This window comes from Campylobacter pinnipediorum subsp. caledonicus (genome assembly GCF_002022005.1).
Taxonomy (GTDB): Bacteria; Campylobacterota; Campylobacteria; order Campylobacterales; family Campylobacteraceae; genus Campylobacter_A; species Campylobacter_A caledonicus.
In genome coordinates, this window is record NZ_CP017258.1 from 226625 (window position 1) to 248037 (window position 21413).

The following is a 21413-nucleotide window of genomic DNA, read 5'->3' on the forward strand; positions in this document are numbered from 1 at the left end:
AAAGTAATTAAAGTCATAACTTAATATAATTAAAGTTAAGTAAAACTGTAAATTGTATCCAAAAACTATAAATTTAATTTTAATAAACTCAATTTTAAAGGACAAACAAAAAGCATTTGATTTGGCAGGTGCTTTTGTAAGAAATAAAATGCCGGAAGTGTCAGCTAAGATATATGAAATTTTAGTAAAAAATATCGAAAAAAGAGATCGTTTGTATGAAGTATCTTTGAAAAATTTAGGAATAGAACTCGCAAAAGATAATCAAACAAAAGAGGCTTACAAATACCTAAATAAATATCAAGATGAGTTTAAATATGGTGATTATGTGAGCCAAGTGCAAACCGCAATGGACAATCTGTTTTTCAAGCTTGATGAAAACAATGCTACAAAATTAAGAGAGCATTATAAAGAACTTATGAAAAAATATCAAAATGCAGATATAGGCAAAAAAGCTTTACTCTCTCTTATGGATTTAAATATTAAAGAAAGAAAATTTAAACAAAATTTGGAGTATGCCGTTTTGGTTAAAGACTTAAATCAAACAAAAGGCATTGAATATCTAAACACATCAGCATTTGAGCTTGCCAAAGAAGGCATAAATCAAATTTTACAAGATAAACACAATGACGAAAAAAAGATCATGGATATCGGTGTAGTTGATACTTTCTTTTATAAATCTAAAAAATTTGAAAAACCGAACGGAACATCCAGAATAGAAATAGTGCAAACAAATAAAGATCCGCAAGATAAACAACATCACGGAACAATGGTAACTCATATGATTGTGAAACACAACACAGACTCTAAGATATTCGCTCGGTCAGCAGGTCTATCGGGAAATAGAAATTCACTCCTGATTGGCTCTACTGAAAATGATTATAGAAATTTGCATAATAAAGGCGCTAGAATTTTTAACAATTCATATGGTCTTAATGGCACTGATTACGGACAAGTAAATGCAACATTTCCAAATGTTGCCCACTATGCAGCGACAGATAGTATATTCATATGGGCTGCTGGAAACGAACATACAAATCATGCATCTCCGGAGTCGCTCTATCCTCATCTTAACAATGATGCTAGAAATGGTTGGATAACCGTTATGGCAGTTGATGAAACAGGAAATACATCTAAACTTGCAAGTTATTCAAACAAAATAGGAGACAAAGGTAAAAATTGGGGAATCACGGCTCGGGGTAATTGGGCTATAGAGCTGCCTGCAAGCGAATGCAAAAGCGGTCAAGCATGTATTATATATGGAACAGGAACATCATTTTCAGCTCCTGTAGTAACTGCTGCAGTTGCGAATGTATGGACGAAATTTCCATGGATGGATAATCACTTAGTTACTATGACTATCCTATCTAGTGCGGATAAACCAGGACACAAAGGAGAACAAACAGAAAGTCCAGATGCTACATTTGGCTGGGGAATTTTAAATCAAGATAGAGCCTTAGGAGGTCCTGGAAGACTAGATAAACGCCTTTTAACAAACAAAGATGAAAAAGCGGTATTGGGTTTATTTACAGTTGATTTTGATTATAGAAATTATAAAGATACAAGAAAACTGACTTGGAATAACGATATGGCAGGCGATGGTGGAATATACAAAAAAGGTACTGGAACCTTATATCTTGGAGGAGAAAATACATACACAGCCATCACATGGATTAAAGAGGGTACCATAGGAGTTGAAAAATCTTTATTAAATTCTCGTATTACAATAGAAAAAGGTGGGACACTTCTTGCACAAAATGATAATAGTAGAGTCGATATAGGTAACGGTAACAGCTACACCATAACCAACAATGGCGGATCATTAAACGTTTACGGACAAGGTCTTAAAATAAACGGAGACTACATTTCAAAAAATCAAGGTCGCATAGCAATAGATATCGACAAGTCAAATTTAGAAATTACGGGCACAATGGATATGAAAGATAGCTCTTATATCCTAGCCGATGTTGAAAATATCTATTCCGTAATAGGCGCTCAAACTAAAACAAAAAATATAATAAAAGCGAAAGAGATAAAAAACTATAATGGAGATTATAAAATTTCAAACAATGTATCAAGATACGTAAATTTATCTAACTTTTATGTAGATAAAAATAGACAAAATATATGGGTCGAATACAACAGAAAAGCTACCGTACACGTATTGCAGGCAGCAGGATACGTAACAGCAAGCTCTTTAAATACAGCTAAAAATTTTGATACGGCTTTAGATGAGCTAGCGCAAACTCAAGAACAAAATGAAATTTCAGCTACAGCAGTAAGAGTAATGAATGCACATGCTAACGCACTCCCACAAATGATAGATTCACTCTCAGGAGAAATTCACGCATCAAGCCAAAATATACTTTTTAATCATAATTTATTAACAAATATTTCTTTTAGTAACAGAGTGAGTAGCTTATCTACGATAAATAGTAGCGGCTTTTGGTACGATGGAATTTATGCCAATAGTAAAATTAACACAAAAAATTATACAAAAGCTATATCTAAAACAAAAGGTAATTTGTTTGGAGTCGATAGTGTATTTGGCGATTATATCTTTGGTATAGGGTTCGTGCATGCAAATGCAGATACTAAATTTAATAATGATTTAGGAAATATCTATATGAAAAACAAAGGTATTATGCTTTATTCAAGTAAAGATTTAGGATATGCATATATATTAGGAGCCGGCGGGTTAAATAATGTGTCAAGCAGTGTAAATAGAGAAGTTATTAATAAAAGAGTAGATTCAAAATTTGATAGCAAAGTGTATAATTTATATACAGAAATTGGAGTTAGAAAAAATATTGATAATATTTTAATAAACCCTTTTATTGCAAATCAAGCTACTCGAATAAAAAGAAATGATTTTGAAGAAAAATATGAATTTGGCTCTTTGAAAGCTAATTCAAAAAGATATAGCTCTAATTATGTTATTTTGGGTTTAAGAACTAGTTTAAATTTACAAAAATTAAACTTAAACTCAGGCGTATTTTATTCTTATAATAGCAATCCAGCAAATTTTGATTTTGAGGCAAAAGTTTTAGCAAATGGTTATAAAGATGTTGCTGTAAAAGGAGTTGGTGAGCCAAAAGATAAAGTATGGTTTGGTATCGGGGGAGCTTATAAAATTAATCAAAAGGTGTCATTACAAGCAAACTATAATTTATCTATTGAAAACAGGAATAAAACAAATTTATTAAATTTAGGAGTTTATTATAAATTTTAATTTTTACAAATACTTATAATTTATCCATATCTTAGCTATAAATTTAACATTAGGTTTGTTTTATTTATTCCAACCCTTTAAAATGATAGTAGGTTAGATATCATATAAAACCACTATCATTTTAAACACCTTTTAATATTTTAAAACTGTAATGAAAGAATATCATAAAATGATATAAGTAGTTATAGAAAATAAGTTACCAAAATTTCATTTATTTATATATTTATTGATGTTTGTGACTTATTCTTCAAATATTAAACCACTTTAAGATTCTTTCTTTTAAAATTACTATTATTTTCTTTGGATAAAAATTAGATTTTTGTAATAGTAAATCTTTAATTTGTAAGTTTTTAATGTTTTTTGGTGATTTTAATAAGAATAAGATTAGATATTGTTTATTTTGTGTTATGTTTAGTGTTATTGATGCTCAATATTAGTTAACTTATCCTAAAGTTAATAAATAGCTTATTCTAGTTATTTTTTTATTAATTATTATGTGTCTCACCCAAATTCAAATTATTTAAAATATTATTTTATATTTAAGTAGCATTTAAGCATTACTCTTATATAATTCCAGCTCACGATTTGAGAAACCACCTTTAACTTTTAGTTAATAAAGCTTTTCTTTTTAAATATCGTTGTTCTGTTAAATTATAAATGTTAAACTATTAGTCAATCTTTGAAATCTAAACAAGTGATCGATTGAGCCAGTCTATATTGTTTATAGACTTAAAACTGATTAACAAAAAAATTAAAGTTTTTTAGATTAAAAACTTCATATAAATTATATGGAGAGTTTGATCCTGGCTCAGAGTGAACGCTGGCGGCGTGCCTAATACATGCAAGTCGAACGGAGATTAATTAAGCTTGCTTTTTTAATCTTAGTGGCGCACGGGTGAGTAATGTATAGCTAATCTGCCCCTTACAAGAGGACAACAGTTAGAAATGACTGCTAATACTCTATACTCCTTCCAAACATAAGTTTGGTCGGGAAAGTTTTTCGGTAAGGGATGAGGCTATATTGTATCAGCTAGTTGGTAAGGTAATGGCTTACCAAGGCTATGACGCATAACTGGTCTGAGAGGATGATCAGTCACACTGGAACTGAGACACGGTCCAGACTCCTACGGGAGGCAGCAGTAGGGAATATTGCTCAATGGGGGAAACCCTGAAGCAGCAACGCCGCGTGGAGGATGACACTTTTCGGAGCGTAAACTCCTTTTGTTAGGGAAGAACCATGACGGTACCTAACGAATAAGCACCGGCTAACTCCGTGCCAGCAGCCGCGGTAATACGGGGGGTGCAAGCGTTACTCGGAATCACTGGGCGTAAAGGACGCGTAGGCGGATTATCAAGTCTTTTGTGAAATCCTATGGCTTAACCATAGAACTGCTTGGGAAACTGATAATCTAGAGTGAGGGAGAGGCAGATGGAATTGGTGGTGTAGGGGTAAAATCCGTAGAGATCACCAGGAATACCCATTGCGAAGGCGATCTGCTGGAACTCAACTGACGCTAAGGCGTGAAAGCGTGGGGAGCAAACAGGATTAGATACCCTGGTAGTCCACGCCCTAAACGATGTATACTAGTTGTTGCTTTGCTAGTCAAGGCAGTAATGCACCTAACGGATTAAGTATACCGCCTGGGGAGTACGGTCGCAAGATTAAAACTCAAAGGAATAGACGGGGACCCGCACAAGCGGTGGAGCATGTGGTTTAATTCGAAGATACGCGAAGAACCTTACCCGGACTTGATATCTAACAAATCATCCAGAGATGGAAGAGTGTCTGCTTGCAGAAATGTTAAGACAGGTGCTGCACGGCTGTCGTCAGCTCGTGTCGTGAGATGTTGGGTTAAGTCCCGCAACGAGCGCAACCCACGTCATTAGTTGCTAACGCTTAGGGCGAGCACTCTAATGAGACTGCCTTCGTAAGGAGGAGGAAGGTGTGGACGACGTCAAGTCATCATGGCCCTTATGTCCGGGGCGACACACGTGCTACAATGGCATATACAATGAGAAGCAATATCGCGAGATGGAGCAAATCTATAAAATATGTCCCAGTTCGGATTGGAGTCTGCAACTCGACTCCATGAAGCCGGAATCGCTAGTAATCGTAGATCAGCCATGCTACGGTGAATACGTTCCCGGGTCTTGTACTCACCGCCCGTCACACCATGGGAGTTGATTTCACTCGAAGTCGGAATGCTAAACTAGCTACCGCCCACAGTGGAATCAGCGACTGGGGTGAAGTCGTAACAAGGTAACCGTAGGAGAACCTGCGGTTGGATCACCTCCTTTCTAGAGTACAATGTATATTCTCTCACAAGATATACATCAAAGGAAAATATCTCAATCAATCCTTGTTTAGTTTTGAAAGATTGACAGCTAATAATTAAATATATTTTATTTCTATTAGTATTTAGAAATTAATATTGGGGAATTAGCTCAGCTGGGAGAGCGCCTGCTTTGCACGCAGGAGGTCAGCGGTTCGATCCCGCTATTCTCCACCATTTAAGGGCCTATAGCTCAGCTGGTTAGAGTGCACCCCTGATAAGGGTGAGGTCACAAGTTCAAGTCTTGTTAGGCCCACCATTAATATAGTTTAACAAAATACTCTTTTTAATTATTCTATATACTTTTTATCATTGTTTCTTGTATTAATATTTTATGTCTATACTTTTGTATGCTATATATGTTTAAAATAAAAAACAATTCTTTTTTATAAAAAATAACTTGATATGTTATGTTTCTTAATTGCCTTTGTAAAAAATAAAATTTTTATCTGAATGGGTTTAATTAAATATATAAATGATTGTATTGTATAAGTCTTGTTAGCTAGTTGTTTAATGAAAAAGATTAAAAATTATAAAGGATATTAGTGAATAAAATTTTAAAGTTAATTGTTGTTGTCTTTATATGTATTCAAAGTATTCAAGCTATTGAGCTAATGAAGCTTGGTGTATACAAAGATCAAAACATAACCGGATGGTATGCTAGCGAAAAGCTTGATGGTATAAGGGCATATTGGGATGGTAAAAATTTACTAAGTAGACAAGGTAAAGTCATAAAAGCACCAAAGTATTTTTTAAAAACTCTTCCGGATTTTGCTTTAGATGGAGAGCTATATACTAAAAGAAATGAATTTGAAAAAATACAAACCATAGTTATGGATCAGATACCAAATGAAAAAGAATGGAAAAATATAACTTATTATATATTTGATGCACCTAATGCAAATGGTGGATTGATTGAGCGTTTGAAAGTAGTTCAAGATTATATAGATAAAAATTCCAACAACAATGATATAAAAAACCACATAAAGCTTATACCCCAAAAACTTATAACAAGCAAGAAAGAATTAGATAGCTTTTTAGATGAAATTGTAAGTAGTGAAGGTGAAGGTGTTGTTATTCGTGAACCAAATTCTGTTTATATAAAATCAAGAAGCAATCTAAATTTAAAATACAAACGCTTTATTGATTCAGAGTGCAAAGTTATATCTATAAATAAAGGTAGTGGCAAATATAAAGACTTAATGGGTTCTATAACATGTGAGTTATCAAATAAAATTAGATTTAAAATAGGATCTGGTTTTAGTGATTATATTCGTAAAAATCCACCAAAGATTGGGAGTATTATTACTTTCAAATATCAAAATTTAACCAAAAACGGCATACCACGCTTTGCTACTTTTTTAAGGGTTAGAAAAGATTGAGTTTCTAAACCCTCTGCTTTTATCTAAGTAACGTAAAACCTATGCCTATTTTATTTGTGCTATGGTTATAATCTATTAAACTTTCACTATATCCGTTAAAGTATTGTAAGTATCCTAAAATTCCACCAAAGAGTGGAAATATCAGACTGGCTTGAACTGCTCCTTTGTTGTCTTTTATGCGAAAGTTATTGCGCAATAGTAGTTCAAATGATATATTTTTTGTAGTATATCTTGCTTGTATATCACCATAACCCAAATAACGATAAATATCTTTATTATCGCTTAAATCTCCTATGTGATACCAAACTCGTGGAGTTATGGATAGATTGCTAAAATTTAATTTAGAGCTAGCATATACCCTGTTCCAGCTTCTGCTTTTATCTTTACCTAGTCCATTTGATTCATGTAAAACACCTATATCAAAGCTATTTATCCGTTCATTGTTTGTATATAGGCGCATAAAAACTTCTGGTCTATAATTTGTTTCTCTAAAAGGCGAACTATGCTTTCCTGTTTGCCACCATGATGTTTGAGAGTATGCCATATAAAGATTAGCCCATTTCGGTAATAGTGAAATTTCTATCGGTTTTTTGATACTTATGTTAAATTTGGTTTCAAATTTTTGTCTATCGTTGTTAGGCACACTAGAAGCATAGGTGCCTAAAAGCAAATAGTTTAATTCATGAAAACTTATACTGCTTCCTGCAAAAAGTTCTCTAAAAAGTGCTTCATCTTTTGCTTTTGAATTGTTTATGGTGTCTGATTTAATGTATTCTTCTGAGCGTGAATCTTTTTTTATATTTTTAGCGGCCAGGCTTTTATAAATACTCATTGCACCCTTTATATCGCCTGCTTTTTCTAGTTCATTCGCAAGTTTAAATTTACTAGAATCATTCGCAAATAAATAAAACGAAAAAACAAATAATATAAATAATGATTTATTCATATCTTAAAGCCTTTTTTAGATCATCAGGATTATTTAGGTTTATCCCTTCATCATCACCAGAAAGCTCGACCCTAACTACATCACAAATTTTTAAAAGCTCTTTTATTTTATGCTTTCCATCTTTAGCTAATTTTTTTGCTTTATCTGCTACGCTAGGAGAAAAATAACCACAAAGTACATGATCTATTTCTGCTTCACAAGCGATTACAATTTCAAAATCATCTTTTAGTTTAGACATATCTTTGATGCTCTCAGGTTTTAAAAAAGGCATGTCAACAGGCTGTATAAAAACCGGTTCATTAAAATGATGAAGTATGCTAGCAAGTGCAATCATAGGCGAGCTTTCATTGCTTTCATCGGCTATAAATTTGATGCTTTGATTAAGTTCGGCATTGTTAAATTTATTGGTTTTAGTGCTTATATAAACTTCTTTAAAAATGTTTGATAACTTATCTGTTACATATGCAGATAGACTTGCTTTGTCTTTAAAAGGCATTAATGCTTTATCTACTCCCATCCTGCTGCTTTTACCACCAGCCAATACTACACAAGATTGCTGTTGTTTCATTAATAAAAATCCATCACAACCATTATCTCCACAACTATGTCCCATTTGAATCCTTCGTTAATTTTTTATTTTTATTTTATCCATTATTGACTTTTTGTCGCCTTATGATATCTTAAAATATAAAAAATTTAAATATACAATAGTAGCTAAAATTAATCAATAACTATATTTATAGATAACGTATTTTTATTTACCACTACACACACCTCTCCAAATTCCAACAAACTAAAATATTTTTATTTTTTTTTACAATATTAAGCTCATATTAAGCATTGCTCTTATATAATTCCAGCTCACGATTTGAGAAACGGAGTTTATCTCCTTGAGAATATAAGTCAATATTTTATTTTTAAACAAATCGTTGTTCTTTTAATTACAATTGTTAAGAGTCACAAGCAAGTTTTAATAAAAACAATTTTACAGGACTTGTTAAAGATTTAAATATCTAATCTCTTGTATATAAATACAGAAGTTTAACATCACAAGATATTATAGAGTTAAAACTTATCTATATTATCTGTTAATGCTTTCCGTCTTGGGGATTATGTGTTTAGATTTAGTAACTACATATATTTATGTATAACAGTTACCTTTAACAAGGAAGTGATGCGAATTAGAATATAACAAAAAATATACTAACAACTTATTATGTATTAATAGGTAAAAAAAGGTAAGCTACTAAGAGTAAATGGTGGATGCCTTGGCTAGTAGAGGCGATGAAGGACGTGCCAGGCTGCGATAAGACTCGGGGAGCCGTCAAGGGGCTTTGATCCGGGTATTTCCGAATGGGGCAACCCAACTGATAGCGATGTCAGTTACCATATAATGGAGCAAACGTTGGGAATTGAAACATCTTAGTACCAACAGGAAGAGAAATCAAAAGAGATTACGCTAGTAGCGGCGAGCGAACGCGTAAGAGGGCAAACCACTAGTTTACTAGTGGGGTTGTAGGACTGCAACATAGACTAAACAAAGCTAATAGAATAACCTGGAAAGGTTAAGCGTAGAGGGTGATACTCCCGTATATGAAAGCAATGTTTTACTTAGCAGTATCCTGAGTAGGGCGGAACACGTGATATTCTGTCTGAAGCTGGGTAGACCACTATCCAACCCTAAATACTACTACTAGACCGATAGCGAACAAGTACCGTGAGGGAAAGGTGAAAAGAACTGAGGTGATCAGAGTGAAATAGAACCTGAAACCATTTACTTACAATCATTCAGAGCCCTATGATTTATCAGGGTGATGGACTGCCTTTTGCATAATGAGCCTGCGAGTTGTGATGTCTGGCGAGGTTAAGGAAACCCGGAGCCGTAGCGAAAGCGAGTCTTAATAGGGCGATTAGTCAGATGTTGCAGACCCGAAACGATGTGATCTATCCATGAGCAGGTTGAAACTGGTGTAAGAGCCAGTGGAGGACCGAACCCGCTAGCGTTGAAAAGCTATGGGATGACTTGTGGATAGGGGTGAAAGGCCAATCAAACATCGTGATAGCTGGTTCTCTCCGAAATATATTTAGGTATAGCGTTGTGTCGTAACACTAGGGGGTAGAGCACTGAATGGGCTAGGGCATACACCAATGTACCAAACCCTATCAAACTCCGAATACCTAGTGTGTAATCACAGCAGTCAGGCGGCGAGTGATAAAATCCGTCGTCGAGAGGGGAACAACCCAGACTAACAGCTAAGGTCCCTAAATCTCATTTAAGTGGAAAACGATGTGAAGTTACTGTAACAACCAGGAGGTTGGCTTAGAAGCAGCCATCCTTTAAAGAAAGCGTAATAGCTCACTGGTCTAGTGATTTTGCGCGGAAAATATAACGGGGCTAAAATGAGTACCGAAGCTTTAGACTTAGTTTTACTAAGTGGTAGGAGAGCGTTCTATTCAGCGTTGAAGGTGTACCGGTAAGGAGCGCTGGAGCGGATAGAAGTGAGCATGCAGGCATGAGTAGCGATAATTGGGGTGAGAATCCCCAACGCCGTAAACCCAAGGTTTCCTACGCGATGCTCGTCATCGTAGGGTTAGCCGGGTCCTAAGCAAAGTCCGAAAGGGGTATGCGATGGAAAATTGGTTAATATTCCAATGCCAACATTATTGTGCGATGGAAGGACGCTTAGAGTTAAAGGAGCCAGCGGATGGAAGTGCTGGTCGAAAGGTGTAGGTTAAGATCTAGGAAAATCCGGATCTTTTTAAGCCGAGACCCCACAGGCAGACAACATTCTTCGGAATCGAGTCTGAATCCTTGATACTGTCGAGCCAAGAAAAGTTTCTAAGTTTAGATAATGTTGCCCGTACCGTAAACCGACACAGGTGGGTGGGATGAGTATTCTAAGGCGCGTGGAAGAACTCTCTTCAAGGAACTCTGCAAAATAGCACCGTATCTTCGGTATAAGGTGTGCCTAACTTTGTTAAGGATTTACTCCGTAAGCATTGAAGGTTACAACAAAGAGTCCCTCCCGACTGTTTACCAAAAACACAGCACTCTGCTAACTCGTAAGAGGATGTATAGGGTGTGACGCCTGCCCGGTGCTCGAAGGTTAATTGATGATGTTAGCTCTGCGAAGCATTTGATCGAAGCCCGAGTAAACGGCGGCCGTAACTATAACGGTCCTAAGGTAGCGAAATTCCTTGTCGGTTAAATACCGACCTGCATGAATGGCGTAACGAGATGGGAGCTGTCTCGAAGAGGGATCCAGTGAAATTGTAGTGGAGGTGAAAATTCCTCCTACCCGCGGCAAGACGGAAAGACCCCGTGGACCTTTACTACAGCTTGACACTGCTATTGGGATAAAGATGTGCAGGATAGGTGGGAGGCTTTGAGTATATGACGCCAGTTGTATATGAGCCATTGTTGAGATACCACTCTTCTTTATTCTGATAGCTAACTGGCATGAGTTATCCTCATGCAGGACAATGTCTGGTGGGTAGTTTGACTGGGGCGGTCGCCTCCCAAAATGTAACGGAGGCTTACAAAGGTTGGCTCAGAACGGTTGGAAATCGTTCGTAGAGTATAAAGGTATAAGCCAGCTTAACTGCAAGACGTACATGTCAAGCAGGGACGAAAGTCGGTCTTAGTGATCCGGTGGTTCTGTGTGGAAGGGCCATCGCTCAAAGGATAAAAGGTACCCCGGGGATAACAGGCTGATCTCCCCCAAGAGCTCACATCGACGGGGAGGTTTGGCACCTCGATGTCGGCTCATCGCATCCTGGGGCTGGAGCAGGTCCCAAGGGTATGGCTGTTCGCCATTTAAAGCGGTACGCGAGCTGGGTTCAGAACGTCGTGAGACAGTTCGGTCCCTATCTGCCGTGGGCGTAAGAAGATTGAGGAGAGTTGACCCTAGTACGAGAGGACCGGGTTGAACGAACCACTGGTGTACGAGTTGTCCTGCCAAGGGCATCGCTCGGTAGCTACGTTCGGATGTGATAAGAGCTGAAAGCATCTAAGCTCGAAGCCAACTCCAAGATGAATCTTCTTTTAAGAGCTCTAGTAGACTACTAGTTTGATAGGCTGGGTGTGTAATTGATGAAAGTCATTTAGCTGACCAGTACTAATAGCTCGTTTGCTTATCTTTTTAAGCATCACTTCCTTGTTAAGGGTAAAACCTTATACAAGAAAAGATTGTTTAATAAAACAAGCTTTACTCTTAACGATATAATTTAACACAAACAGTGTTAAATAAGAGATTACACAAATAATCACTAATCTTTTATTTAACACTGCTCGTGGCTATACAGACGAGGAAACGCCTTGCTCCATCTCGAACCAAGAAGCTAAGCTCGTCCTGGCTGATGATACTCTCTCTTACTGAGATGTTGGGAAAGTAAGTCGCTGCGAGCTTTGTTTATTCTTTCTTTTTATAAATCCAATTAATATTATTTATTATATATCTTTATTTCTTATTCTTTTTTATGTTTTTTTATTTAATAAATTTAAAATATTTTTTATTCTTTTATGTTATTGTGTTTTACTTGGTTGTGATTAATATACAAGTGGTATATTTTATTGATTGTGGATAATTGTTTTTTATTCTTTTTTATTTTAATCATTTAAATTCTTGTTGTTTAATAGCTAGATGGTAGGTTTTTTATAAATTGAGGATATAGTTTATGAGGAATTTTAACAGCTCAATTAGCACAGAATTTAATCTAAAAGGTTATGATTATAATCCATATAAAAATAATTAGGAATAAATTTATTAGAATATAATAATTATAAAATGTGCTAACAAAATAAAAGAGTGAGCAGATAAATCAAATTTACAAAGATACAAAAAACAAAACTACTTAAATAAACAAACTCTTCCTTGATGGACATATAAACAAAATAGAAATTTTACAATCACTAATCAACTCATTAAACAAATCACATTATAAACTCACAAGCAAATAATATAAAAGCAACTGTAATTGTGTGATACTCTTACAGTATTTATAATAAGTTTTTTTATTTAAACAATATAAAAAAGATTAATTAGCTGTGAGTATACGAAGTACTTATTTGCTGAAAGGTAAATTAGCGATTACTCTTGTTTCGTTTTTTGTTAAAAATCTTAGTAAGTTTATCAATACTTTACTCATATAATACTGCTATATTTATAGATAAGTACAGTTGAATGCTTTATAAAAGTGTTATTTGATAATGTAGAATCTTTAATAGGCATTATAAAAAATTTATAGTGAATTGATTCATGTTCTTTTTTGTTGATAAATTTATTTATCTATTTATTTGTCTTTTATAAATATGTATATTCACTAAAGATAGTTTATTTAACTTTTATGAAGAAAAAGGATTGGTATGGTGTTTTCTATGCTTATTCTTTTAATTTAATATATTAGTTTTTTAATTTTCTTTAGAGTCTTATTGATTATTGCTTAAAGATTTTTTTGAATGTATAGGATGTTTATTGTCCATAATAAATAATATAAATTTTATTTAAAATGCTTATAAATAATTAATTTTTTAATATGTTTTAATATAATATTTAGTTACTTAGTTTGAATATTTGGGTTTAAAAATGATATATTTTGGCAATGGTTGTATAAATTTAATATATAATTTATTAAAGATATTGGTATAAATACTTTATTTGTGTTATAATAAATGAAATTTAAATGAAAAGGATTTACCATGAATGCTGTATGGCTTATGTTGGTCGGCTTTGCTGTTTTTAGCTTTGGCTGGTTTGTGTATTCTCGCTTATATGCATCAAAAGTTTTAGAACTTGATGATAATTTTACTACTCCAGCTCACGAATACCGTGATAATGTTGATTTTGTTCCAGCTAATAAATTTGTATTGTGGGGACATCACTTTACTGCAGTTGCAGGTGCTGCGCCTATAGTTGGTCCAGCTATTGCTGTGCAGTGGGGCTGGTTACCTGCATTTTTATGGGTTATTATAGGCACTGTTGCTTTTGCCGGTATTCATGATATGTCAGCACTTTGGGCTAGCGTTAAAAACGAAGGTAAGAGTATAGGAACAATCTGCACCAGATTTGTTGGAAGCAAAGTTGGTCAATTATTCATGATTGTTATATTCTTAGTGTTGTTGATGGTAAATGGTGCTTTTGGCGTGATTATTGCCAAAGAAAGTGTTGAACATACAAGTACTATTATACCTGCTTGGGGAGCCGTTGCTATAGCTCTTATAATGGGTCAAGCTATTTATAAATTTAAAATGAAGCTTGTGCCTGTTACTATAGTAGCTGTTATTGCTCTTTATGCGCTTGTTCCGCTTGGTGTTGCTGTGCCTTTAAGTTTGCCTGATTCAATGTTTGGTCTTAATCAAAATGCTCAATGGGTTGTACTTCTTTATATATATGCTGGTATAGCCTCTATACTTCCTGTTTGGGCTTTATTGCAACCAAGAGATTATGTAAATGGTATACAACTTTTTGTTGGACTTATCTTGCTTTATACAAGTATTATTATAGTTCATCCAACAGTTGCTGCACCTACCTTTATACCTGCTATCACGGATAATCCTGGCGGTTGGCATGTTGTAGTTCCTGTTTTATTTATAACAGTTGCTTGCGGTGCTATAAGTGGTTTCCATGGCATAGTAAGCTCTGGAACAACTTCAAAACAAGTTGATAAGATGAAAGATGTTCGTTTTGTTGGATACTTAGGTGCTATGGGCGAGGGTTCATTATCACTTGCTACAATTATAGCTTGTGTAGCCGGCCTAAGCTTGATAAATGCTGATTTAAATCTAGATACTTGGGCTGATTTATATAAGGGTGGTACTGCGAGTTTCGTTGCTGGTGGCGGTGCTATTATTTATGAAGGACTAGGTATTCCGCAAGAAGCTAGTGCTACATTGCTTTCACTTATGGTTATACTTTTTGCTGCAACCACAATGGATGCTGGTATTCGTCTTCAAAGATACATCATCCAAGAGTGGGGAGATATATACAATATAGGCTTTTTAAGAGGAAAAGGCATAGCTACTATAGTTGCTGTTATCACATCCTTTACTATATCTATGAATGGTGTTAGTGATGGTAAAGTTGCGATTTGGCCTTTATTTGGTGCTACAAACCAACTTCTAGCTAGCCTTACACTTTTAGTTGTTGCTGTTATATTGCTAAAGTCTAAAAAATTTAGTGGTAGTTTGATAGCGCTTATTCCTATGAGCTTTATTCTTGTAATGAGTTTTTGGGGAGCGATTATAAAACTTGGTGATTATTATAATGACCAAAATTATCTACTTACAACCTTAAATGCTATTGTTATAGTTGTAACACTTCTAGTTGTGCTTTCTGCGCTTAAAGTTATAAGCAAAATTTTAGCCGATAAAAAGGCAGCCGCTTAATCCTATTTCTTGCCTTGCCTTTTTTGGCTTGGCAAGAATTATACAAAAGGATACAAATGATAAAAAAAATTATTAAATTCTCACAAGATCTTGAGAGTTTTTATGTTGGCATGCATAAAAGTGCCATTATGAAAGAAAATTCCGAAATTGACGATTTTTTTATGATTATCACATTTAGTGAAATTTACGGTATAGAAAATCCTTATTCGCTTTATACACTTGAAATGCTTCCTGCCCTTATGCCAAAATTTCATCGTTGGCATCAAAAAGTTGGACTTAAGCACTCATTCTTTGAAAATTTTCCATGCAGTTGCTGTTGTTAAAGGAGATAAATGAAGAACAAACAACTTCCAAAAGTTATATTTGTAGGTGGTAAAGGCGGTGTTGGTAAAAGCACTACATCAAGCTCGCTGGCAGTAGCTTTATCAAGTGTCAAAAATACTAAAAAAGTTTTGCTTGTCTCAACAGATCCAGCACACAATCTTAGTGATATATTTGATGTTGAGTTTAAAAACTCTATCACAAAAGTAGATGAAAATTTAAGTGTTGTAGAGATTGACTCTGCTCTTGAAGCAAGAGAATATGTCCAAAAGGTTGCAAAAGATACGAGAGGTTTTGTAGGTGCATCAAGCTATGCTCAAATAGATAATTATTTTGCGAAAATAGCTGATAGCTCTTCTACTTTAGAAGCGGCTTTATTTGAAAGACTAAGCACCATACTAACAAAAGAAATATCTAGTTATGACCATATCATCATAGATACTGCTCCTATAGGACATACATTAAGGCTATTTTTTATGCCAAAAGAGTTAAGGGATTGGAGCAAGACACTTCTTAGTATGCAAGAGCGAGGCGGAATGAGTGAAAAAGTACTAGGGCATTTAGATGGTGGTGACAAAAATAGATTTAGCGATCCAGATGGCTTTATAAGAGGGCGACTTATAGAAAAACTTGATGAAAGATATGCAAGATATAGCGCTTTTTCAAATTTAGTAAAAGATAGCAATAAATGCGGTATAGTTTTGGTTTTAAATGCTTCAAAGCTAGCTATAGCCGAAACACAACGAGCTATACAGAGTTTAGAACAAAAAGAGCTTAAACCTTATGCTGTTGTTTTAAATAAAGTCCTTCCTGATAGTTCAAATGATGATTTTTTAAGCTCAAGAATCTCACAAGAAGCACAATATGTAAAGCAAAGCGATAATGAGTTTGGAAAATATCATTATGCAAAAATACCACTTTTCAAAGAGGATATAACCAACAAAGAAAATCTTAAAATTTTTGGGGAAAAAGTGCTTGAAAGTATTATTTGATTTATTTTTTGTGATAGTATTAAACCCCTTTTTAAAGGGGTTTAAGTTTATTTTTTAAGTTTTTCGGCTTCTATTTTCATAACACCTAAATGAACCATATAGCAGCATAAAATGCATGCAACAACAGCAAACATTAAAAGATAAAAACCATAATCCCAGCCATAATTTTTAGCCATATATCCTATAAGTGCAGTTCCTGAAAAGCTACCAAGTACATAGCTTAAAAGACCACGAAGACCGGTGGCCGAACCAGCTGCAAAAGGAGGAACAAGCTCTATAGTTTGAAGTGAGCTAAGGAACATCGGCACATATATAAAACAACCAATAATAGCAGCACCTAGCGTTACGGTAGTTAAACTTTCTCCGCCGTGATAAATAAACATAGCACCACCCACTATAACAAGAGAAATTATAGAAAGAGGCATTCTTCTACCTTTAAAGAAGCTATCTGTTAAATAACCTGCTGCTATTGTGGAAATAATAGCTGACCATTCAAATATAGCAAATGCTATACTCATATCTTTTTTACTAAATCCTTTTGTTTCTAGTAAGTAAAGTGGTAGCCATGTAAGAACACCAAATCGTATCATATATGTAAATACATCTATAAAGCTAACAAACCATACATTTTTATCTGTTAATATATATTTTTTTAGTATTTCCCAGCTACTTAGTTTTTCACCATCTTCTTTTGCTGTTACTAATTCATCTTTATCGTTGTTTAAAATTTTATTTAGCTGAGGAAGACCTTCATTATATGTTTTTCCAGCTCCAAAAATAGCAAAAATAGCAGCTATGAAAATAACCACTGCAACAGGAATTATAAAATTTGCTGTTTGCCAGTGATCCGTGCCTAGCCAAGCAATTGCTCCACCAGTTATTGGTGCCACAAGTCCCCCACCTACATTGTGCGATGTATTAAATATAGAAGTGATAAGACCACGAGACTTTCTAGGATACCAACTGGCAAGAACTACATAAGCAGGACCAGCACCCATTCCTTGAAATAGTCCATTTAGACAAACCAATATAAAAAATAGCCAAAATGCTGTGCTAAATCCCATCATTAGGTTTACCATTGCTGAAAGAACCAAACCAAATATCATAAACCACTTTGGGTTCGCCTTATCTGCTAGCACACTCATAAAACCTTTGCTAAAGCCGTAAATTACAAGTGAAGTTCTAGATATTAATCCTATATCTGTTTTATCAAAGCCAAGCTCACTTTGTAGATATGGAGTTGAGAGAATGAAGTTATTTCTTATGATATAAAATGCGGCATAGCCGATAAAAATACCAAAAATAGCATTCCACCTTTTGCGGTTGTAGGTTGCTAAGACTTCCTGCTCAGGCACTATTTTTCCTTGCTTGGAACGTAAAAATCCAAACATATATTTCTCCTTATAAAATAAAATGTAAATTTATTTATTATAATCAATAAATAATAATATTTTTATAAAAACAAATATCATTTTGTTATTTTATTTTTTATAAAAATAAAAAATAAAACTAAGATATAAAATTATTTAATATGCCTAAGGCAAACAATAAGTTTTGTTGGATTTGTGTCTTGTAAAATGGTGTTAAAAATTGTAAATAAAATTTTTGAATTATTATTGTGTTTTAATAGACTTATTATTTAGCCTGTTAAAATTGCTTAAAAAATCAAAACAACATAAAAACTAAAATTAAAGAAAACTATGATTTGTAGCGGTTTATTAAATAAAAATAAGTAAAATGGTGGAAGCGAGGGGAATCAAACTTTATACCAACTTACCAAGAAATAAGTGATTGCTTTACTATCTAATTTTTAAAAGTCCGTTAAAAAATCCGTTAAAAAAAGAATTTTAAAAAATTGTAAAAAAAATAGGAAATTAACAAATATTATCTTTATAAAAACTACACAATAAGGATAAAATATGGCTATAGACCCTGTGTTATTTTTGAGATTTGCAAAAGATATAGAGCCTGAGATATTCCAAGATAAAACTCCACAAATACATTTTAAAATATTAAAATTCATTGATGGTGATTCTATGTATAAAGCCGTGGCGGTTTTCCGTGGTGCTGGAAAAACTACATTATTAAACAAAGTGTGTATATTAAGCAGAATATACTTTTACAAAGAGCCTTTTATAATGATTGTTTCTAGTAATGAGGAAAAGGCTATCAACTTCCTTGAAGCAGTAAAAGGCACGATAGATAGAGCCTCACAAAGAGGATATGCTATAACAAGAGGCAAGGTTTGGAATAAAAACAGAATATCTGTTGTAGTAAATGCAGGGCTTAAAGATAAAAATGGCAATAGCATAGAAGCAACTTGTCATATAATAACTATTTCAGCAGGACAAGATCCGCGTGGTGCAAATATAGATAATATGAGACCAACTCTTATAATAGTTGATGATTTAGAAAGTAAAGTCGGACAATATACAATACAGAGTAAATCGAATAGGCAAAAGCTTAGAAGCTGGTTTTATGCGGACTTGTTACCAGCAATGCACCCTAAGATAGGCAAGGTTATCATTATAGGAACAATACTTCACGATGATAGTATTTTAAATAATATAATCAACCCAAAAAATGATGAATTGGATACAGGTATAAAATGGCAAACACTGAAAATACCTATTATTGAGAATGGTAAAAGTGCATGGAACTCAAGGTTTCCTATAGAAACTATTCAGAAAATCAAAGGCACACTTGAAAAACAAGGGATGTCAAATGAATTTTACCAAGAGTATATGTGTGCGGCGATAGACCCCGAAAAGGCTATATTTAAAAAAGAGTTTTTTAAATACTTTAAAAAAGTTGAATATGATTATACAAGCCCTTTGTTTAGAGTGCTTGTTAAAGATGGGCTTAACCAAAAAGAGCTAAAAGTAGCTAAGGCTAAAAACATTATTTTAGCAGATGGAACCAGTAAGGATTTAAATAAAATGCACTGCTATACCACAGTGGACCTAGCAAGTGCAACAGGACAAGACCAAACAGCAATGGTAACCTTTTGTATAGACGAGCTAAACAACATTTACATCATAGATATTAGTGCGGGACACTGGACACCTTTTGAGAAAAGCGTAGAAATTATAAGAATATTTAACACTTTTTCACCTATACGAATAGGTATAGAAAAAGCAGGAATGCAAAACGACTTCTTTTATACGATAGATGTTATACAAAAGATAACCGGTGTATCGTTGCCAATAGAGCCATTAAGCCACGGCGGTAAAGCTAAAAACATAAGAATATCAAACCTAGAGCCTTATTATAGAGTTGGACAAATACTTCATAATGGAAATCTAGCACAGACTGGGGAGTTAGAAGCACAGCTTATAGCCTTTGACCCAGAAGTTGAAAGTAAGCAAGATGATTTGATGGATGCAGAAGCTTACTTGTTACAATACCTAGGCGGCAGAACATTCACAGAAAGGCAAAGCATAGAAGATGTTGAATACTACGAGTACGAAGAAAGTTGGTACTAGGGACAAGGGCGAAGGCGGCGACCAGGCACGGGACTGGAGCAAGTGGCAAAGCCAAACACGTGGGAGTTGTGCAAAAACTTCACAAGTCAGTAAAGACCAATTAAAAAAAAGAAAAAATGGCTTTGTTTTTTTTTTGGGCTAAAACTTGAAAATTTTATAATTTTTAAACATAGGGTGGTATATGTCAAAAAAATTCCAATGGGTTCATGGCTCCCCTATAATAAAAAAATCACAACAAAATGGCTTAAGGTTTCTAACTATAAAAAAATATTTTTCTATCTCTAAAAACTCAAAGCTTAAATAAAATAATTAGTTTTTAGCACTCTAAACTTAAACAACATTTGTAATATTATAACAAGCTTAAAAATAATAGTTTTTAGTAGTTAAAATATTATAAATTAACTACTTTTTATATTTTTTAAAGTTTTTTTGTAAATTTTTGCAAGTTTAAGCAAAAGTCTGTAAAATTTTATGTATTTTGTTTTTTTGTGGGCTGATTTTTGTTTGAAAAACTCAAGGATACGACCCACACCGACAATCATTCTTATTAAATGCTTTTGGATTAAATTGTGTTGGACTTTGTGCTTGCAAAGGCAGTGAAATTTAAAAAAAATCAGTATTTTATACTTTTCTTACTTTTTATCCTATTTTTAAGTATTATTTAATTATGTATTTATTATAATTCTACAAAGAAAGCAAAGGAACAAAGATGACCGTAACAAACTTTAGAAAAAAATACGGCTTTTCAAGAGAAGAACTATCATCTGTTATAGGTTTATCAGACTCTTTTTTGGAAAAGATAGGAAGCCAAGATATAAGCAAGCTATCAACTAAAACAACAGTCTTATTTAATCTATTAGAAGAAAATATAAAGTTAAAAAACAAGATAAAAGAGCTTGAAGCAAAAGAAAAAGATATAAACGATAGCTTTGATAGCTGGAATGAAGTTAAAAAAGAAGTTAATAAAAGAGAAGGTGGTTACACTGTTAAACCAAAAAATATTTACTGGGTAAATTTAGGTTTGAATGTTGGTGATGAAGAATTTGGCAAAGGTAAAAAGTTTTTAAGACCTGTGCTTGCTATCAAACAAGTAACAAAAAATCTTTTTATAGGAATGCCACTAACAACAACAATAAGAGAAGATAATGAATTATTTCACACAATAACTTACACAAATAATAAGCAAGAAAAATCAAGTTCTGTTATAATTTTTCAAATAAAAGCATTTAGCATTAAAAGAATTGTTAATAGAGCAGGTAAAATAGATAATGAAAGTTTCAAAATTATTACAGATAAGTTAATAAAAATAGTTACTCCCCGCTAAAAAACGGGGAAAACTTT

General features: G+C 33.8%; 11 protein-coding genes, 2 tRNA genes and 3 rRNA genes. 12 read left to right on the forward strand and 4 right to left on the reverse strand.

All coding sequences use genetic code 11. The features are described 5' to 3' along the window. Positions 1–121 precede the first annotated feature (121 nt). The 5 genes from CPIN18021_RS01125 (at position 122) to CPIN18021_RS01145 (ending at position 6944) form a co-directional block, all read left to right on the forward strand. Complete coding sequence (locus CPIN18021_RS01125; RefSeq protein ID WP_157888028.1) at positions 122–3229, forward strand: S8 family serine peptidase; 3108 nt, start codon at positions 122–124, stop codon at positions 3227–3229. Between the two features lie 785 nt (positions 3230–4014). Then, positions 4015–5527: ribosomal RNA gene (locus CPIN18021_RS01130) — 16S ribosomal RNA — on the forward strand. 136 nt (positions 5528–5663) lie between these two features. Continuing rightward, positions 5664–5739 (forward strand) — tRNA-Ala (locus tag CPIN18021_RS01135). A 5-nt stretch (positions 5740–5744) separates the two neighbouring features. Next, a tRNA-Ile gene (locus CPIN18021_RS01140) sits at positions 5745–5821 on the forward strand. A 286-nt stretch (positions 5822–6107) separates the two neighbouring features. Then, positions 6108–6944: a DNA ligase gene (locus CPIN18021_RS01145; RefSeq protein ID WP_226995991.1), complete on the forward strand. Its 837-nt coding sequence runs from the start codon at positions 6108–6110 to the stop codon at positions 6942–6944. Between the two features lie 19 nt (positions 6945–6963). Here the strand turns inward: CPIN18021_RS01145 and CPIN18021_RS01150 are convergent, their stop codons facing one another. Both CPIN18021_RS01150 and mobA read right to left on the reverse strand, forming a co-directional pair. Beyond that, positions 6964–7890: a phospholipase A gene (locus CPIN18021_RS01150; RefSeq protein WP_078422855.1), complete on the reverse strand. Its 927-nt coding sequence runs from the start codon at positions 7888–7890 to the stop codon at positions 6964–6966. Continuing rightward, positions 7883–8503 carry a molybdenum cofactor guanylyltransferase gene (gene mobA / locus CPIN18021_RS01155; protein ID WP_078424205.1) on the reverse strand — a complete coding sequence of 207 codons (621 nt, stop codon included), beginning with the start codon at positions 8501–8503 and terminating at the stop codon, positions 7883–7885. The genes CPIN18021_RS01150 and mobA overlap by 8 nt, the downstream gene beginning before the upstream one ends. 623 nt (positions 8504–9126) lie before the next feature. Here mobA and CPIN18021_RS01160 point away from each other — a divergent pair. From CPIN18021_RS01160 to CPIN18021_RS01180, 5 genes are all read left to right on the forward strand, one after another. Next, positions 9127–12032: ribosomal RNA gene (locus tag CPIN18021_RS01160) — 23S ribosomal RNA — on the forward strand. Positions 12033–12179: 147 nt separating this feature from the next. Then, positions 12180–12298: ribosomal RNA gene (gene rrf / locus CPIN18021_RS01165) — 5S ribosomal RNA — on the forward strand. 1290 nt (positions 12299–13588) lie between these two features. Next, positions 13589–15274, forward strand: coding sequence for a carbon starvation CstA family protein (locus CPIN18021_RS01170; protein ID WP_078422857.1), 1686 nt, complete (start codon positions 13589–13591; stop codon positions 15272–15274). Between the two features lie 56 nt (positions 15275–15330). After that, positions 15331–15597: a cory-CC-star protein gene (locus CPIN18021_RS01175; RefSeq protein WP_069633381.1), complete on the forward strand. Its 267-nt coding sequence runs from the start codon at positions 15331–15333 to the stop codon at positions 15595–15597. 9 nt (positions 15598–15606) lie between these two features. Next, positions 15607–16587 (forward strand): ArsA family ATPase, encoded by a 981-nt coding sequence (locus CPIN18021_RS01180; RefSeq protein ID WP_078424206.1) that lies wholly within the window; start codon positions 15607–15609, stop codon positions 16585–16587. A gap of 47 nt (positions 16588–16634) precedes the next feature. Here CPIN18021_RS01180 and CPIN18021_RS01185 read toward each other — a convergent pair whose 3' ends face one another. Beyond that, entirely contained in the window at positions 16635–17978 is a 1344-nt protein-coding gene (locus tag CPIN18021_RS01185) for an MFS transporter (protein WP_078424207.1), read from the reverse strand. A 528-nt stretch (positions 17979–18506) separates the two neighbouring features. Here CPIN18021_RS01185 and CPIN18021_RS01190 point away from each other — a divergent pair. After that, complete coding sequence (locus tag CPIN18021_RS01190; RefSeq protein WP_078424208.1) at positions 18507–20072, forward strand: hypothetical protein; 1566 nt, start codon at positions 18507–18509, stop codon at positions 20070–20072. 398 nt (positions 20073–20470) lie between these two features. On the opposite strand, the gene CPIN18021_RS08795 is transcribed toward CPIN18021_RS01190, so the two are convergent. Then, entirely contained in the window at positions 20471–20614 is a 144-nt protein-coding gene (locus CPIN18021_RS08795) for a hypothetical protein (RefSeq protein WP_157888029.1), read from the reverse strand. Positions 20615–20781: 167 nt separating this feature from the next. Here CPIN18021_RS08795 and CPIN18021_RS01200 point away from each other — a divergent pair, with 167 nt between their 5' ends. Continuing rightward, complete coding sequence (locus tag CPIN18021_RS01200; RefSeq protein WP_078424210.1) at positions 20782–21396, forward strand: type II toxin-antitoxin system PemK/MazF family toxin; 615 nt, start codon at positions 20782–20784, stop codon at positions 21394–21396. Positions 21397–21413: the final 17 nt, after the last annotated feature.

What these genes read in the sequence shown, in the direction of transcription:
- mobA (WP_078424205.1), bottom strand. Translation starts at nt 8,503, where the DNA reads ATGGGACATAGTTGTGGAGATAATGGTTGTGATGGATTTTTATTAATG.
- CPIN18021_RS01185 (WP_078424207.1), bottom strand. Translation starts at nt 17,978, where the DNA reads ATGTTTGGATTTTTACGTTCCAAGCAAGGAAAAATAGTGCCTGAGCAG.
- CPIN18021_RS01150 (WP_078422855.1), bottom strand. Translation starts at nt 7,890, where the DNA reads ATGAATAAATCATTATTTATATTATTTGTTTTTTCGTTTTATTTATTT.
- CPIN18021_RS08795 (WP_157888029.1), bottom strand. Translation starts at nt 20,614, where the DNA reads ATGATTGTCGGTGTGGGTCGTATCCTTGAGTTTTTCAAACAAAAATCA.
- CPIN18021_RS01200 (WP_078424210.1), top strand. Translation starts at nt 20,782, where the DNA reads ATGACCGTAACAAACTTTAGAAAAAAATACGGCTTTTCAAGAGAAGAA.
- CPIN18021_RS01180 (WP_078424206.1), top strand. Translation starts at nt 15,607, where the DNA reads ATGAAGAACAAACAACTTCCAAAAGTTATATTTGTAGGTGGTAAAGGC.
- CPIN18021_RS01170 (WP_078422857.1), top strand. Translation starts at nt 13,589, where the DNA reads ATGAATGCTGTATGGCTTATGTTGGTCGGCTTTGCTGTTTTTAGCTTT.
- CPIN18021_RS01175 (WP_069633381.1), top strand. Translation starts at nt 15,331, where the DNA reads ATGATAAAAAAAATTATTAAATTCTCACAAGATCTTGAGAGTTTTTAT.
- CPIN18021_RS01190 (WP_078424208.1), top strand. Translation starts at nt 18,507, where the DNA reads ATGGCTATAGACCCTGTGTTATTTTTGAGATTTGCAAAAGATATAGAG.